The sequence below is a fragment of the Streptomyces sp. NPDC054872 genome (genome assembly GCF_053610705.1).
Genome location: NZ_JBSGYY010000007.1, coordinates 1 through 15,731 on the forward strand (window position 1 = coordinate 1; position 15,731 = coordinate 15,731).

At 70.9% G+C, this 15,731-nt stretch carries 15 protein-coding genes and 1 pseudogene; 8 read left to right on the forward strand and 8 right to left on the reverse strand.

What is annotated here, in order from left to right; translation table 11 throughout:
• Nucleotides 1–52: 52 nt before the first annotated feature.
• Nucleotides 53–697: a CatB-related O-acetyltransferase gene (locus ACWGIH_RS10550; RefSeq protein ID WP_453451246.1), complete on the reverse strand. Its 645-nt coding sequence runs from the start codon at nucleotides 695–697 to the stop codon at nucleotides 53–55.
• A gap of 118 nt (nucleotides 698–815) precedes the next feature.
• On the opposite strand from ACWGIH_RS10550, the gene ACWGIH_RS10555 reads away from it, so the two are divergent.
• The 5 genes from ACWGIH_RS10555 to ACWGIH_RS10575 all read left to right on the forward strand — a co-directional run bounded on the left by ACWGIH_RS10555 (nucleotide 816) and on the right by ACWGIH_RS10575 (nucleotide 5,491).
• Nucleotides 816–1,478: a class I SAM-dependent methyltransferase gene (locus tag ACWGIH_RS10555; protein WP_453451245.1), complete on the forward strand. Its 663-nt coding sequence runs from the start codon at nucleotides 816–818 to the stop codon at nucleotides 1,476–1,478.
• A 22-nt stretch (nucleotides 1,479–1,500) separates the two neighbouring features.
• Nucleotides 1,501–2,502 carry an N-acetylmuramoyl-L-alanine amidase gene (locus ACWGIH_RS10560; RefSeq protein ID WP_453451244.1) on the forward strand — a complete coding sequence of 334 codons (1,002 nt, stop codon included), beginning with the start codon at nucleotides 1,501–1,503 and terminating at the stop codon, nucleotides 2,500–2,502.
• Between the two features lie 189 nt (nucleotides 2,503–2,691).
• Entirely contained in the window at nucleotides 2,692–3,222 is a 531-nt protein-coding gene (locus ACWGIH_RS10565) for a hypothetical protein (RefSeq protein WP_453451243.1), read from the forward strand.
• Nucleotides 3,223–3,479: 257 nt separating this feature from the next.
• Entirely contained in the window at nucleotides 3,480–4,346 is an 867-nt protein-coding gene (locus tag ACWGIH_RS10570; RefSeq protein WP_453451242.1) for a hypothetical protein, read from the forward strand.
• Nucleotides 4,347–4,462: 116 nt separating this feature from the next.
• Nucleotides 4,463–5,491, forward strand: coding sequence for an LLM class F420-dependent oxidoreductase (locus tag ACWGIH_RS10575; protein ID WP_453451241.1), 1,029 nt, complete (start codon nucleotides 4,463–4,465; stop codon nucleotides 5,489–5,491).
• A gap of 91 nt (nucleotides 5,492–5,582) precedes the next feature.
• Here the strand turns inward: ACWGIH_RS10575 and ACWGIH_RS10580 are convergent, their stop codons facing one another.
• Nucleotides 5,583–6,146 carry a hypothetical protein gene (locus ACWGIH_RS10580; RefSeq protein WP_453451249.1) on the reverse strand — a complete coding sequence of 188 codons (564 nt, stop codon included), beginning with the start codon at nucleotides 6,144–6,146 and terminating at the stop codon, nucleotides 5,583–5,585.
• 129 nt (nucleotides 6,147–6,275) lie between these two features.
• Between ACWGIH_RS10580 and ACWGIH_RS10585 the strand changes: the two genes are divergently transcribed.
• Nucleotides 6,276–6,566 carry a hypothetical protein gene (locus ACWGIH_RS10585; RefSeq protein ID WP_453451240.1) on the forward strand — a complete coding sequence of 97 codons (291 nt, stop codon included), beginning with the start codon at nucleotides 6,276–6,278 and terminating at the stop codon, nucleotides 6,564–6,566.
• Between the two features lie 112 nt (nucleotides 6,567–6,678).
• On the opposite strand, the gene ACWGIH_RS10590 is transcribed toward ACWGIH_RS10585, so the two are convergent.
• The 3 genes from ACWGIH_RS10590 to ACWGIH_RS10600 are packed head-to-tail and all read right to left on the reverse strand — an operon-like array spanning nucleotide 6,679 to nucleotide 9,871.
• The gene (locus ACWGIH_RS10590; protein WP_453451239.1) at nucleotides 6,679–7,770 is read right to left on the reverse strand and encodes a prenyltransferase; all 1,092 of its coding nucleotides are present in this window, start codon (nucleotides 7,768–7,770) and stop codon (nucleotides 6,679–6,681) included.
• Nucleotides 7,767–8,510: a class I SAM-dependent methyltransferase gene (locus ACWGIH_RS10595; RefSeq protein WP_160504786.1), complete on the reverse strand. Its 744-nt coding sequence runs from the start codon at nucleotides 8,508–8,510 to the stop codon at nucleotides 7,767–7,769. Before ACWGIH_RS10595 ends, ACWGIH_RS10590 begins: the two co-directional genes overlap by 4 nt.
• Nucleotides 8,510–9,871 (reverse strand): glycosyltransferase family 4 protein, encoded by a 1,362-nt coding sequence (locus ACWGIH_RS10600; protein ID WP_453451238.1) that lies wholly within the window; start codon nucleotides 9,869–9,871, stop codon nucleotides 8,510–8,512. Before ACWGIH_RS10600 ends, ACWGIH_RS10595 begins: the two co-directional genes overlap by 1 nt.
• Nucleotides 9,872–10,092: 221 nt before the next feature.
• On the opposite strand from ACWGIH_RS10600, the gene ACWGIH_RS10605 reads away from it, so the two are divergent.
• On the forward strand, nucleotides 10,093–10,728 hold the full coding sequence (locus tag ACWGIH_RS10605; RefSeq protein WP_365817437.1) for a TetR family transcriptional regulator: 636 nt from the start codon (nucleotides 10,093–10,095) through the stop codon (nucleotides 10,726–10,728).
• A gap of 220 nt (nucleotides 10,729–10,948) precedes the next feature.
• Entirely contained in the window at nucleotides 10,949–11,557 is a 609-nt protein-coding gene (locus ACWGIH_RS10610) for a response regulator transcription factor (protein ID WP_453451248.1), read from the forward strand.
• Nucleotides 11,558–11,794: 237 nt separating this feature from the next.
• Here the strand turns inward: ACWGIH_RS10610 and ACWGIH_RS10615 are convergent.
• The 3 genes and pseudogenes from ACWGIH_RS10615 to ACWGIH_RS10625 form a co-directional block, all read right to left on the reverse strand.
• Nucleotides 11,795–13,684: pseudogene (locus tag ACWGIH_RS10615) on the reverse strand (ATP-binding cassette domain-containing protein); the annotation flags it as partial.
• 20 nt (nucleotides 13,685–13,704) lie between these two features.
• Nucleotides 13,705–15,456 (reverse strand): ABC transporter ATP-binding protein, encoded by a 1,752-nt coding sequence (locus tag ACWGIH_RS10620; RefSeq protein ID WP_453451237.1) that lies wholly within the window; start codon nucleotides 15,454–15,456, stop codon nucleotides 13,705–13,707.
• Nucleotides 15,457–15,598: 142 nt separating this feature from the next.
• The gene (locus ACWGIH_RS10625) at nucleotides 15,599–15,727 is read right to left on the reverse strand and encodes a SapB/AmfS family lanthipeptide (protein WP_453451236.1); all 129 of its coding nucleotides are present in this window, start codon (nucleotides 15,725–15,727) and stop codon (nucleotides 15,599–15,601) included.
• Nucleotides 15,728–15,731: the final 4 nt, after the last annotated feature.

Here is a 15,731-nt window from a genome sequence, read left to right on the forward strand (position 1 = left end):
GCGCCTGAACCGCACTGGGCGAAGCCGACAGTGAAGGTGCCCAAGCCTCCCGCTAGGCCCGCGGCGCGACCCTCTCCAACTCGTCGATCGACCCGGACATCACGGTCCGCACATGCTCGGTCAGATGCTCCGCGGGCCAGTCCCACCAGGCGACGGACAGCAGCCGTTCCACCTCGGACTCGCTGTACCGCGTACGAATGAGCTTGGCGGGATTCCCCCCGACGACCCCGTAGTCGGGAACGTCGTCCACGACAACAGACCCGGAGGCGATCACCGCGCCGTGCCCGATCTTCACCCCGGGCATCACCATCACGCCGTACCCGAACCAGACATCGTTGCCGACGACTGTGTCCCCGCGCCCCGGCAACCCGCTGATCAGATCGAAATGCTCGCTCCACGACCCGCCCATGATGGGGAACGGGAAGGTGGAGGGCCCGTCCATGCGGTGGTTCGCGCCGTTCATGATGAACCGCACCCCCGTCCCGAACGCGCAGAACTTGCCGATACGGAGCTTCTCGGGCCCGTAGTGGTAAAGGACGTTGCGCGTCTCGAAGGCGGTCGCGTCGTCCGGATCGTCGTAGTAGGAGAACTCCCCCACCTCGATCAGCGGAGACTTCACCAGCGGCTTCAGGAGCACGACACGAGGCTGGTCCGGAAAAGGATGCAGCACCGTCGGATCCGCCGGTACGAGTTGCATGGTCGAGCCGCCTTCCACTCCTCAGCACGGCCCCGCCTCCATGATCAGCCGGGCCATGCGGCAGCATAGGTCGGCCCGCGAGGGAGACGCACCGCTTTTCCGAAGCCCAGGAGGACCCATGGCCGCGACGCCGGCACCGACGCCCGAGCCGGAGATTCTGGCCGCCTTCGAGGCAGCCAAGGGCTTCATGCCGGTCGGCGAGGGCCTCGCCCTGTACGCCGCGGCGACGGAGGCGGCGGCCCTCGGCCTGCCGCTCCTGGAGGTCGGAACGTACTGCGGCCGCTCCACGATCCTGCTCGCGGACGCGGCACGCGAGGCGGGCGTCACCGCCATCACCGTGGACCACCACCGCGGCAGCGAGGAGCAGCAGCCGGGCTGGGAGTACCACGACCCGGCGACGGTCGACCCGGAGGTCGGCCGCATGGACACGCTCCCCACCTTCCGCCGCACGCTGCACCACGCGGGCCTGGAGGACCACGTGATCGCGATCGTCGGCCGCTCGCCGCAGGTGGCGAAGGCATGGGGCGGACCGCTCGGCCTGGTCTTCATCGACGGCGGCCACACGGACGAGCACGCGACGGGCGACTACGAGGGGTGGGCCCCGCACATCGCGGAGGGCGGCCTGCTCCTGATCCACGACGTCTTCCCGAACCCGGCGGACATCATGACGGGCCAGGCCCCGTACCGCGTCTACCTCAGGGCCCTGAAGTCCGGCGCCTTCACCGAACTCCCGGGGGCGGACTCCCTGCGCGTCCTGCGCCGAACGGGAGCGGGGATCTGACCTCCCCGTTAGAGTCGCTGTCGTGTCGTACGTAGGTCCGGACAGCCAGCCCCCACGCCCGCCCCGCCGTTTCAGCGGCGGCCCCCTCACCGTGACGCTCGCCGCGCTGGTGCCGACGCTCCTCGCGGGGTGGCTCATTTACGAGGCGACAAGCGGTCCCGGCGGCAATGAGCCGGCCAGAACGCTTCCCTCCACGAGCCAGTCCGCGCAGGGGTCGTCCTCCGCCGAGCCCTCCCCGTCCGCCTCCGCCTCCGAGGAGGACGACGGCAAGGGCGACAAGGGCGACGACGCGAGTGGCGAGCCGAGCGCGTCGAAGCCCCCGAAGTCCTCCACCCGCCCCGCCGCCTCCGGCCCGCTCAAGGGCAAGGTCGTCGTCGTCGACCCCGGTCACAACACGGGCAACGGCAAGCACACCGCCGAGATCAACAAGCTGGTGAACGTCGGCACGCACCGCAAGGAGTGCGACACCACGGGCACCTCCACCAACAACGGTTACAGCGAGGCCCAGTTCACCCTCGACGTCTCGCGCCGCCTGCGCACGCTGCTCGAGAAGCAGGGCGCCACGGTCAAGTTCACCCAGGACGGCGACCGCCCCTGGGGCCCCTGCGTCGACGAGCGCGCCCGCATCGGCAACAACGCCCACGCGGACGCCGTCATCTCCGTGCACGCCGACGGATCGGCCGCGGGCAACCGCGGCTTCCATGTGATCCTTCCCGCATCGGTGAAGTCCGGCGCGGCGGACACCTCCGAGATCGTCGTCCCGTCGCGTGCCCTGGGCGAGCGGATCGCGGGGAAGTTTGTGAGCGCGACGGGCAGCGCTCCGTCCAACTACGTCGGTGACGACACCGGCCTCGACGTACGCAAGGATCTGGGCGGCCTCAACCTCTCCACCGTCCCGAAGGTCTTCATCGAGTGCGGCAACATGCGGGACGCGAAGGACGAGGCGTTGCTCACGAGTGGCGCCTGGCGCCAGAAGGCGGCGCAGGGGATCTCCGACGGAATCGTGAGCTTCCTTCAGCGTTGAAGCGCCCATCACCTCCACGGTCCGTAGTACCAGTCACACGCCTCCACACGGCAGGACCACACGATTTTCACTTAACGCATACAGCGCCCCCTTCCCCCTCAAGCAAACAACGTTCGGCATCTTGTTGAATGCATACTGCACACGACCGAATGTGAACGAAAACTTATTTGATTTGTAAACGAGGGGACCATGAAGCAGAAGCTTGTCCGGCGTAGCGCGGCGGTAGCCGCTCTGGGTACGTGCCTGGTGGGCGTCGCCAGCCCGTCCCAGGCCCAGCCATCGGAGGCTCCCCAGAGTCTCGGTTCCGTCGCCGCCCAGGACAACCCGGCCTACATGGCGAACAGGGTCAAACACGTCAAGTCGGCGGGGACGAAGTGCGGCAAGAAGCCCATCGCCATGGCGTCCGGGCGCGGAAAAATCACACTCCGCATTGACGAGACCCGCTCGGTCAGCACCACCAAGTCTCAGAACATCCAGGCCACTTACAAGGCCATCAGCTACTCAGTGGGCTGGGACGTCACGAAGAGCCGAAGCATCACCGTGAGCGGCATGAAGGAAGTACCTCGGGGCAAGTACGGAACGCTCAAGGCGTACACCAAGTACACCGGGAAGAAGTTCGATGTGTACGCGCCGACCGGGAACCTCGACTGGGTGCGGATCCAAAAGGGCAAGAAGGCGTGGAAGCCGATAGGGACCTGCTTCAAGTACACGCAGCGCTAACCACGTCCGGGTGACCGCAGTGGCCTGCCGGGTGCACCGGCGGGCCACTGTCTGCGGTTGGGGACGCAGATACGTTCGGAAACCTGACCAGAAGCGGGGGAAAGGGGCAGGTCTCCGGATTCTTTATGCCGAGCAGACACCCCACCCGCACGAACGATAATGTCCTCCGTACGATGGGGGGCCATCCCCGCGCTCCGCACCACGACCTTGGGGCGAGCGACGCCTCCACCGACGAGACGACTTACGAAGGACCTGAAGTGAATATCCGCTCTCTCACTCGAGGCGACGGCGTGGTGATCGGGGCAGCGGTGTTGCTGTTCATCGCCTCGTTCCTGGACATCTTCGGTGTCGAAGACGCTCCGGACTCGCTGGACATGCCTAACGCCTGGAACAGCGGTCCGGTACTGATGGGCGTCACCCTGGCCGGGATCATCGGTGCCGTCTGCATCGTCGTCTCGCGCGGTCTGCCGACGCCCCCGAAGGTGCTCGGCCTCGATCTCGGGCACTTCGGTGTCGCCTTCGCCATCGCCGCTGCCTGGAGCGCCCTCGGGCAGATCTTCGACCCGTCCAGCGGCTACGACAACGTGGGCTCGGGCGCGGGCGACTCCGGCGTCGACGCCGGCGTCGGCCTCATCCTTTCCCTGATCGCCACGCTGGTCATGGCCGTCGCAGCGATCCTCACCCTGACCGTCCCGGCCCTCAAGGCCCCCCTCGTCGGCGCCCCCCGCCCCGCCCCCCAGCCCTACGGCGGCCAGCCGCAGGGTGGGTACGGGTACCCGGGTGCGCAGGGTCAGCCGCAGCAGGGTCAGCCGTACGGTGCCCAGCCCGGGCAGCCGCAGCAGGGTCAGCCCTTCGGTGCCCAGCCGGGTCAGCCGGGGCAGCCGCAGCAGCAGACGCCGCCTCCCGGGCAGGCGCAGGCCACCGGTGACTTCTCGCCGTTCTGGTTCGCCGTGCCGGTGCCGCGTCCGCTGTACGCAGAGGACGGTTCGCCCACGCCGATCGCCGAACTGGCGCCCGGCACCTGGTACTTGGCCGTCGAGCAGCGCGGCCCGGGCCTGGTGGCCCAGACGCAGGACGGCCGTCGCGGCGTACTGCAGGACACCACGGGGATTCAGCGCGGCTGATCTCTCCCGTACCTCGCGGCCCCTCGCCCTTCCGGGCGGGGGGCCGTTGTCGTACAGTCGCGACCCTGAGGAGAACTGACGAGTCGTCAGAAAGTCGGAAGGGATCGGGATCTCGTATGCGCCTGGGACTCGCACTCGGCTACTGGGGGCGCGGGCCCGACCCCGGGCACGTGGCACTCGCTCAGGAGGCCGAGCGGCTCGGATACGACTCCGTGTGGACGGCCGAGGCGTGGGGATCCGACGCCTTCACCCCGCTGACCTGGATCGCGGCGCAGACCTCGCGGATCAAGCTGGGCACGGCGGTCGTACAGATGGCGGCGCGGTCACCGGTGACGACGGCGATGCACGCGCTGACCCTGGACCACCTGTCCGGCGGGCGGATGATGCTCGGGCTCGGGCTTTCCGGGCCACAGGTGGTAGAGGGCTGGTACGGACGGCCGTTCCCCAAGTCGCCGCTGACCGCCACGCGGGAGTACGTGGACGTCATCCGCCAAGTGCTGCGGCGGGAGGGGCCGGTGGCGCTGGACGGGCGCTTCCACTCCCACCCCTACCGAGGGGAGGACGGGAGCGGTCTGGGCAAGCCCCTGAAGCCGATCACGCATCCGCTGCGGGCGGACCTGCCGGTGCTGCTCGGTGCGGAGGGGCCTAAGAACATCGCGCAGACGGCCCGGATCGCGGACGGCTGGCTGCCGCTCTACTGGTCGCCGATGCGGGCCGACGTGTACGAGGCCTCGCTGGAGGGTGCGCCCGACGGTTTCATGGTCGCGCCCATGGCGCGGGCGAAGGTCTGCGACGACGTTGCGGAAGGCTTGCTTCCGGTCAAGGCGATGCTGGGGTTCTATATCGGCGGAATGGGGCACTCCGCGCGAAACTTTCATGCGGATCTGATGGCGCGGATGGGGTTCGAGGCGGAGGCTCGGCGCATTCAGGAGCTGTTTCTGGCGGGGCGCCGGGAAGAGGCGGTACTGGCCGTTCCGGACGCTTTCGCCGATGAGATCTCATTGGTGGGTCCGCGTGAACGGATCGCGGAGCGGCTTGAGTTGTGGCGAAAGGGACCCGTCACGGATCTGCTGGTCCTGGCCCCGGACCGCCATACGCTGCGGACGCTGGCCGAGCTGGAGCAGCTCAGCCCGTCCGGAGCGTGAGGGAGGACTCGGTGGCGGGGTCGGTGGCGGGGTCGGTGACAGGTCCCGCCGCCCCGCGGCCGGGGCCGAGGGCCGGGAGCGGGGGCCCTGCCTATCCCTTCGCCAGCTCCCCCGCCGAAGGCACCTTGTCCTTGACCTCCGCGCCCGCGTCCTTCCCCGCGTCCTTCACCTTGTTGATGACGTCGTCGAAGGAGTTCACGACCGAGTCCGTGGAGTCGCCCTTGCGGAGCTTGGACGGGAGGTCCTTGAGGGCGTCGATGCCCGCCGTCAGCGGGGCCACCGCCTTGGCCAGCGCCGGGTCGCCCTTCGCGTTCTTCGACGCCGCCTTCAGGCGGTTGTAGGCGAGGGTCCCGGCGAGGCCCGCCTTGATCAGGGCGAACTTGCGTCCGTCGGCGCCCTTCTTGAACTTCCCCGCCCGGAAGGGCTTCACGATCCACTGGTACGTCGCCCCGGCGGCGATCCCCGCGTTCGCCACGAACCGCGTCTTGGCGAACTTCTGCTTCTCGGCCGAGCTCGAACTCGACGGCGTCGCGGAGGTCGCGGAGGACGACGCCGCGTCCGCGTCGTCACCCCCGCACCCGGTCGCCCCCGCGATCAGGGCTCCGCACAGCACAGGGGCGACGAGAGACCGGCGTACGGTCGCGGCGGACGGCAACACGGGGACCTCCGGGGGGTGGGCAGCCTGTGAACAGCTCTCCCGGCAGCCTCACCCCGGTCGGCGGGGCCCGCCACTCGGGCGAGCCCGTACGGGTTTCAACCGGGCCGGGGCAGGTACACGGTCTTTATGTCCACCCGACAAGCACGTGGCAGCACCGCAGCGAGGGTCATCGTCATCGTCGCGGACGTGATGGCCATCATCCTCGGCCTGTGGATCCTCATGTATCTGTTGGACGCGAACCGCGCCAACGACCTCGTCCAGTTCGTCCATGACGTGGCCCGCTGGCTGGCCGGCTGGTCACACGACCTGTTCACGTTCGATGAGGCCTGGGCCCGTGTGGTCTGCGGTTACGGCCTCGCGGCACTGGTCTACGTCTTCGTGGGCCACGCCATCGCGGGACGGCTCCGCCGCTACTGACGGAGGAGCCGGAAGGTACCACCACGGCCGCCGCTGCCACCCCCGGCAGCGGCACCGGTACCAGCACCGCCGCCGCTGCCACCCCCCGGCAGCGGCGCCGCTGCGGCTGTCGCTACTGCCCCCCGGTAGCGGCGCCGCAGCACTCCGGGGCCAGGCCCTCGGGGAGGCGTTCGCCTGAGAAGACCGCGCAGGTCGCCTCGTCGCCGCCGAGTGCCGCCACCGCGAGCAGCAGGGAGCCCGCCGTCCATGTGGTGAGTTCCTCGGGCCAGATCGCCTGGTCGTCGAAGACGTAGCCCGTCCAGTAGAGGCCGGTCTCCGGGTCGCGCAGGTGCTGGATCGACTGGAGGATCTCCAGGGCGCGGTCCGATTCGCCCAACACCCAGAGGGACAGGGCGAGTTCGGCGCTCTCACCGCCCGTCACCCAGTTGTTGGGGATGACGCAGCGCACGCCGAGGTCCGGCACCACGAAGCGGTCCCAGCCCTCCTCCATGCGGGACTTGGCCTCCGCGCCCGTGAGCGCGCCGCCGAGGACCGGGTAGTACCAGTCCATCGAGTAGCGGTCCTTGTCCAGGAAGCGCTCGGGGTGACTGCGGATCGCGTGGGCCAGCGCACCCGTCGCCAACTCCCAGTCGGGCTGGGGCTCTTCGCGCTGCTCGGCGATCGCCAGAGCGCAACGCAACGCCTGGTGGATCGAAGAACTGCCCGTCAGCAGCGCCTCGTTGACCGGCTCACCACTCGGCTCACGCTTCCAGCCGATCTGTCCGCCCGGCTGCTGCAGCGTGAGGACGAACTCCACCGCCGCCATCACCGTCGGCCACATGCGGTCCAGGAACGTGTCGTCGCCGGTGGAGAGGTAGTGGTGCCAGACGCCCACCGCGATGTACGCGCAGAAGTTCGTCTCGCGCCCCCGGTCCGTCACGTCGTGCGGATCCCCGTCGGCGTACGCCGCGTACCAGGACCCGTCCGGATTCTGGTGCCGCGCGAGCCAGTCGTAGGCGCGGCCCGCCGCGTCATGCTCGCCCGCCGCGTCCAGGGCCATGGCGGCCTCCGTGTGGTCCCACGGGTCGAGATGGTGGCCGCGGAACCACGGGATCGCGCCGTCCTCGCGCTGGACCGCAAGGATCCCGCGGACCGTGCGCGTGGCCTGATCCGCCGTCAGGACGCCGGGCAGGACCAGGTGTTCCGTCCGCTCCGGGCTCGTCACGCGTCGGTCTTCGCGTCGGCCTTCGGCAGGTGCGGCTTCGTCGCGTACGCCACGAAGCTCTTGCCCACGACCGGGTTGAGCAACTGCTCCGCCACCTTCGTGGCCAGCGGTTTCTTCATGATGTCCCAGACCAGGAGCTTGTGGTACGCCCGCACCGGCAGCGCCTTGTCGTTGTCCACGCCGAACGCGCACTTCAGCCACCAGTACGGCGCGTGCAGGGCGTGCGCGTGGTGCGTGCCGTACGGCTTCAGGCCCGCCTCACGCATCCTGCCGAGCAGCTCGTCCGCCTTGTAGATGCGGATATGACCGCCCTCGACCTCGTGGTAGGCGTCCGACAGGGCCCAGCAGATCTTCTCGGGGCCGTAGCGCGGGACCGTCACCGCGATGCGGCCGCCGGGCTTGAGGACCCGGACCATCTCCGCGAGTACGCCCTTGTCGTCGGGGATGTGCTCCATCACCTCGGAGATGATCACGACGTCGAACGAGGCGTCGGGGAAGGGCAGGTTGAGCGCGTCGCCCTCCATCGCCGTGGCGGTCGCGCCCGCCGGCGCCTCGCCGGCCTCCTTCATCGCGGCGAACCACTTGGCGACCTCGCGGATCTCCTCGCCGTTCTGGTCGAGGGCCACCACCTGGGCCCCCCGCCGGTAACACTCGAAGGCGTGCCGGCCCGCGCCGCAGCCCAGGTCAAGGACGCGGTCGCCCGCGGCGAGCGGGAAGCGGGTGAAGTCGACGGTCAGCATCAGCGATGGCTCCCGGAGTACGTCGGGGTGGTGGCCGGGGGGCGGCCGGATGGCGAGGCCGCGTTGGTGGCAATCGCCGCGCGGTACAGCTCTGCGGTGCCCTGGGCGGCGCGGGCCCAGGTGAATTTGGCGAGAACCCGCTCACGCCCGGCGGCGCCGAGGCGGACCCGCAGCTCCGGGTCGCCGAGCAGCCGGTTCAGTCCGGCGGCGAGGGCGTCGGGATCTGCGGGGCGTACCGCCAGGCACGTCTCGCCGTCCGGCCCCGCGACCTCCGGGATCGCGCCGCCGGTCGTCGCGAGGAGCGGCGTCCCGGTGGCCATGGCCTCGGCCGCGGGGAGCGAGAAGCCCTCGTACAGCGAAGGGACGCAGGCGACCTCGGCCGAGCGGACCAGGTCGACGAGCTCGGCGTCGGTGATGCCCTTGACGAACTCGATGGCGCCTTCGAGGCCGTACCGCTCGATGGCCTGGGCCACGGGGCCGTCCTCGGCGCGCTTGCCGACGACGACGAGGTGGGCGGCGGGGTTCTCGGCGCGGACCTTGGCCAGCGCCTCGACGAGATAAATGAGGCCCTTGAGCGGGACGTCCGCGCTGGACGTCGTGACGATGCGGCCGGGCACCTCGGGGATCGAGGGGTCCGGCGAGAAGAGGTCGGTGTCGGCGCCGATGTGCACGACGCTGATGCGGTCGTCGCGTACGCCGAGGTGGTCGACGATCTCCTGGCGCGACGTGCCGGAGACGGTGAGCACGGAGGGCAAGCGGCGGGCCACGCGCTTCTGCATGCGGGTGAACGCGTACCAGCGGCGCACGGACATGCGGCGCCGCCAGTCGGGCGCCGCGTCGAGCTCGAGGCGGCGGTCCACGGTGATGGGGTGGTGGATCGTGGAGACGAGCGGGGCCCCGAGGTCGCCCAACAGGCCGTAGCCGAGTGTCTGGTTGTCGTGCACGACGTCGAACTCGCCCCGCCTGGACCGCAGATGGCGGCGGGCCCGCAGGCTGAACGTCGCGGGTTCCGGGAAGCCGCCGGTCCACATCGTCGCCACTTCGAGCGCGTCGACCCAGTCGCGGTACTCGTCGCGCTTCGGCGTGCGGAAGGGGTCGGGCGAGCGGTAGAGGTCGAGGCTGGGCAGCTCGGTGAGCGTGAGGCCTTCGAGACCCTCGTCCAGGACGGGGTAGGGCTGTGCGCCGATCACCTCGACGCTGTGGCCGAGACGGGCCAGCTCGCGCGAGAGGTGACGTACGTAGACGCCCTGGCCCCCGCAGAACGGGTTGCCCTTGTACGTGAGGAGAGCGATGCGCAACGGACGGTCACCATCGGCGTGCGACCCCGTCCGGGGGTCCGCCTCCATGGCCTCAGCGGTCACTCTCGGCCCCCTTCTCCCTGCGGTTGTCCGCGAGGTTACGCCGGGACGGTAATCTAGAACAAGTTTCAGACTTGATCGTTGAATGATCGCTGAACGAGCATTGAATCTACCGGCAGGTAGCCGCGCTGTAAGGCCCGGATCAGGTGATTCGCGCCACGGCAGACCCCCTGCCATGCTGGCCCACCACGTAACCGAACCGGGACGACGGAACAACGGGACATATGACAGCGGAAGCCAAGGCAGCGGAAGTCGCAGCAGCTGATCCGGCGTCGCCGCCCCTGACCGAGCGACAGGAGGCGCGCCGCCGCCGCATCCTGCACGCAAGCGCCCAACTCGCGAGCAGGGGCGGGTTCGACGCGGTGCAGATGCGCGAGGTCGCCGAGTCCTCCAGCGTCGCCCTCGGCACGCTGTACCGCTATTTCCCGTCCAAGGTGCATCTCCTGGTCGCCACCATGCAGGACCAGCTCCAGCACATGCACACGACGATCCGTAAGCGGCCGCCCGCGGGCGAGACGCCCGCCGAGAGGTGCGCGGAGACGCTGATGCGGGCCTTCCGTGCCCTGCAGCGCGAGCCGCATCTGGCGGACGCGATGGTCAGGGCGCTGACGTTCGCCGACCGCTCCGTGAGCCCCGAGGTGGACACGGTCTCGCGGCTGACCACGGCGATCATCCTGGACGCGATGGGCCTGGCGGACGCGCCGACCCCCGAGCAGCTCTCGGCGGTCCGCGTCATCGAGCACACCTGGCACTCGGCGCTCATCACCTGGCTCTCGGGGCGGGCGTCGATCGCGCAGGTCAAGATCGACATCGAGATGGTGTGCCGCCTGATCGATCTGACGTCTCCCGAGGCCGCATAACGCGCCGTCCCGTTTGCCCGGGGACACCGAGAACATGTGACACCTCCCCCTCGAACCGTTGCATGGGGGGCGCACACTTTTTTGCAATTGCGCCCCTGAGCCTCTCCTTGGTCCCGCTTGGCCAGTTCTCCGCGTCCCTACGGGCCGTCGGCGCCGTATGAATGGCTACGTGCTGTACGAAGCCATCGCGACCACAAGCGGGGACCTGGAGGAGCGAAGCGTGATCCGGGTACTTCTCGTGCACGACGCCTGTCTGTTGCGGTCGGCCCTGGCCGACCGCCTCGCCCGTGAGCCGGACCTGGAGGTGTCCCATGCACCGTGGCACAACGCACGCGACCGGACGGGCGCGGTGCGCCCCGACGTCTGTGTGGTCGACCCCGACGGCGACGCGGACCACGCGTCCGCCGAGTTCGGGGAGCAGTCCCATCCCGTCCACGGCGGCCTCGGCTGCCCGCTCCTCGTCCTGGTGTCCGGCAACCGGCCGGGGCTGCTCCGCCGCTGCATGGAGGCGGGGGCCCTCGGCTATGTGGACAAGGCGAGCCCGCCGGACCGGCTGCTGGCCGGGATAAGACAGGTTGCCGCCGGCCGGCGGTTCGTGGACGAGACGCTGGGCTTCGGCTTCCTGAAGGCCGCTCAGATGCCGCTCACCGCACGGGAGTTACTCGTGCTCTCACTGGCCGCCGGGGGCGCGCCCATCGCCGAGATCGCGCACCGCCTGCATCTGACGAACGGGACGGTGCGCAATTACATGGCCGCTATCACCCGTAAGACCGGGGCCCGGAACAGGATCGACGCCATTCGGATCTCGCGGGGGGAGGGCTGGGTGTGACGTGACGTTCGCGGGGCCCCAGTTGCCGCTCAACTCACGGTAGAGCGAGGAGCGTTCGAGCAGCTCATCGTGGCGGCCGCACAGGGTGTGGGTGCCGTCCATCACCAGGATCCGGTCGGCGCGGCGGGCCGAGCTGATGCGGTGGGCGATCACCACGAGGGTGCCGCCCGGCCGCGCCGCGAAGGCCCGCTCGGCACGGGCCTCCGCCACCGGGTCGAGGTGGCAGGTCGCCTCGTCGAGCAGGGCGAGGGGTGCGTACGAGACATAGGCGCGGGTCAGCGCGACGAGCTGGCGCTCACCCGCGGAGAGCGTGCCGGGCTCGACCGGGGCCGCGAGGCCGCCGAGCCGCTCGATCACCGCGCTGAGCCCGACGGCCCGTGCGGCGGCGAGCAACTCCGCGTCGTCGACGGCGTCCGCCCGCAGGTACTCCAGGTTCTGGCGCACCGTGCCGCTGAAGACGTACGCCTCCTGCGGGATCAGCACCCGCCGCCCGACGGCCTCACGCCCCCGCACGGGCCGCCCGTCGACGCGGACGACACCGTGACCGGGCTCGAGCAGCCCGGCCACGAGCCCGGCAAGGGTGGACTTCCCGATCCCACTGGGCCCGACGACCGCCAGATGCCCACCACGCGGAACACCGAACGAAAGCCCGCGCACGACGGGCTCGGCCTGGGGCCCGTAGGCGAAGGTGACGGAGGAGAGCTGGAGGGCGGGGGGCACGTGAGGAGAGGGGGCTTCGCCAGATGCGGGTTCCCAGGCGGGGCCGGGGACGTAGACGGGAGTGGGAGGCTCACCGGGGGGAGGCGTACGGCCAGGGGCAGGGGCCCCACCAGGGACGGACGCCTGGCCGGGGACAGACACACCGCCAGGGGCAGACGCCCGGCCGAGATCAGGCGCTCCGCCAGCGATAGGCCCTTCGTCGGAGACGAGCCCCTCGCCCGCGGCTGACGCAGCGGGCGCACCGGGTCGCGAGGACGGGCCGGGTCGCGAGGACGGGCCGGGTCGCGAGGACGGGCCGGGTCGCGAGGACGGGCCGGGTCGCGAGGACGTGCCGCCGAAGACGGCGAGCCCGGCGGCAGCCCCGGACGTGTCACGGCCGGCGGCAGCCCCCGACGTATCGCCGGCGGTGGCAGCCTTCTCCGGAGCGGGATGTTCAGGTGCCTTCGTCTCCGGGGTCCATGTCAGGCGGCGTAGGACGATGGCCAGGCGGGAACCGCTTGTGCCCAGGCCGTGGATCAGGTTGTGCAGGGCCGGGAGCAGGGCCTGGGTGACGTAGGCGATCGCGCCCACCAGGGCGCCCGGTGTCACGCCGTTGTTCAGGAGCCAGGGAGCCGTGACGAGGAGCAGGACGAGCGGGAGCTGGCCGCCGGTCACGAGGGCCGCCGTGCGCAGGACGCCCCAGCGGGCGAGGGAACCGGCCGCCGCGTACTCCGCGGCGATGCCCCGGTCCAGGTCCCCGGCCACGTCCTGTTCCGCGCCCGCGGCGGCGACGTCCCGCAACCCCGGTGCCATCGAGCCCAGTTGGCCCGCGATGCCCTCATCGGCGACGAGGAACTCCTCCTGGCGCCGCGCCAGTGGCCGCAGGCTCGCCACGAACAGGCCGACTCCGGCGAGCAGCGGCGGCGCGACGACCAGGAGGAGGAGCGGGGCCAGCGAGAACAGGCCGATCAGCGCGCCCGCCGCCGTGAAGACGAAGGAGCGGGACACCAGGACCAGTCCCGCGAAGGTGTCCCTGGCGATCTCCACCTGCTGGGTGAGCCGGGACACGGAGGCCCCGTCCGCGTCCCGCAGCCCACGGCCGACGACCTGCCGCACCAGGGAGTCGCGCAGCGGCTCCACCAGGTCGGCGATCGCGCGGAACACCCGCCCCGTGCCGTACGCGGCCACGAGCACGCCGAGCCCGGCCCCGCCGAGCCACCCGAGGCCGACCGCCTCACGCCCCGCGAGGAAACCGTCGTCCAGGGCGCGAGCGAGGGCGTATCCGGTGAGGAAGGTCTGCCCGGTCTCCAGGACGGACCAGAGCGCGAGCCGCAGCACCACCGGCCACCGCCGCCGAAGGAACCGCACGCCGCGACGGTAGGTACCCGGCTGCGTCGCGAAGGCCGATACGACCGGGCCGCCCGGCATCGAGGCGCCAGAAGCCTTCCTCACGCGCCGAACACCTCCCTGTATTCCGCCCGTTCCCACAACTCAGCATGTGTCCCCACCGCCCGGATCCGGCCGCCGTCCAGCCAGGCGACCACGTCCGCGCGGCCCGCCGTCGCCGCACGGTGGGCGATGATCAGGCGGCTGCGGTGCGGGGTGTGGTGGAGCAGGGCCTCGGCTATGTGGTGTTCGGTCACCGTGTCCAGGCTCGACATCGCGTCGTCCAGGATCAGGATCCGGCCGCCTCGCGCGAACGCCCTTGCGAGGCCCAGGCGTTGGGCTTCGCCGCCGGAGAGGGGCGCGTCGGCGCAGGGCGTGGCGTAACCGTCGGGGAGGCGTGTGATGAAGGGGTCCGCGCGGGCGGCACGGGCCGCCTCGCGGATGCGGGGCGGCGTAGGGCGCGGGGCGCCGAAGCCGATCGTGTCCTCCAGGGTCGTGCCGAGGAGCGCGGGCCGCTCGAAGGCGTAGCCGACCTCGCGGCGCAGCTCCTCGCGGCCGAGCGAACGCAGCGGAACCCCGTCGAGGCGTACGTCGCCTTCGTCGGGGTCGGCGAGCCGCCCGGCGACGGACGCCAGGAGCGACTTGCCCGCGCCGGAGCGGCCGACCACGGCGAGCGTGCGGCCCGCCGGGACGGTCAGGTCGACGCCGTCGAGCACGGTGCGCTCGCCACGGGTCACCTTGACCCCTCGTAGCTCCAACAGGCCATCGCCAGAGGGAAGTTCCGCGTCGCCATATGTGGTCGGGGGTTCCGCGAGCACCTCTCCCAGGCGGCGCGCCGCGGCCTTGGCCCGCACCAGCGCCCCCAGTTGTCCGACGAGCATGCCGATACCGGTGGCGAGCACCGCGTACCGGGACGCGGCCAGCAACTCGCCGACGGAGACGCGGCCCTCGATCACCAGATGGCCCGCGACCGCGATGACCGCGATCTGCAGGAGGGGCGCGACCGCCATGGCCTGGGACTGCGAGCGGCCCTGGACGCGCCACATCCGGTGCCCGTGCCGGGAGAGTTCGGGCAGCGGCCCGAGGACGCGCCTGGCCTCCTTGTCCTCGGTGTGCGCGGCAGCGATAGTCCTGGCCCCGCCGACCGCCTCACTGAGACGGCCCGCGATGTCACCCTGGACCTGCTGGTAGCGCGTCACACAGTCGGAGGTGGCGCGGGTGAACGCCCGTAGGAGCAGGACGAGTACGGGGACGCCGGCGATGAACACCACGGCGAGCCAGGCGTCGATCAGGGCGAGTGCCACCACGGCTCCGACGGGCACGACCAGGGCAGCGAGAAGTCCGGCGAGCGTGGCGGGCGCGATGCCCGCGTGTGCCGCGTTGTCGATGAGACGGGCCACCAGGTCGCCGGGGGCGAAGCGTGCGGTGGTGCGGGGGCCGACGGCGAGGACATGGCGCACCAGGTGACCGCGCAGCCACGCGGTGGTGCGGGCGTTGGTGGTCGCGGTGAGGACGCCGTCCACGGCGTCGAGCACGGCTTTCGCCGCGATGAGCGCCGTGCACACGAGGATCCAGCGGGTGGCGTCGGCACCGACGCGGCCTGCGGCGTGTCCTGCCAGCACGGCGTCCAGGGCGCGCCCGATGACGAACGGCAGAAGCAGGCTGACCCCCGCGCCCCCGGCGGCACACAGCACCAGCGCCGTGCAGCGGGCGGCGCTGTGGCGGGTCGCCTCGCGCAGCAGACCCGTGTCGGACGCGGGCGGAGGAGCGGATGTGGGTGGAGGAGGACGGAGACGGGAAGTCGTGGTCGCCATGCGGTCCGGATCCTCACAGTCCTCGTGTCCGTCGCCGGGCGTCCCTGCCGGAGCGGCCGACGGTGGCGGACCCGGGCGGGCCCCCTGGAAAGAGGGACCGCCCGGGCCGTCTGATGCCGTGCCGGTCACGCGCGAAGGCGCGTCACAGACAGATGACCAGGCTTACCTCGCTCCAGCAGAGCAGCAGGCTGGCCGTGCTCTGGCCGCCGCCACCGCCGCCGCCACCGGTCATCTCGTCGGACTCCATGCTCTGCAGGTCGAGAAGCGTCATGATC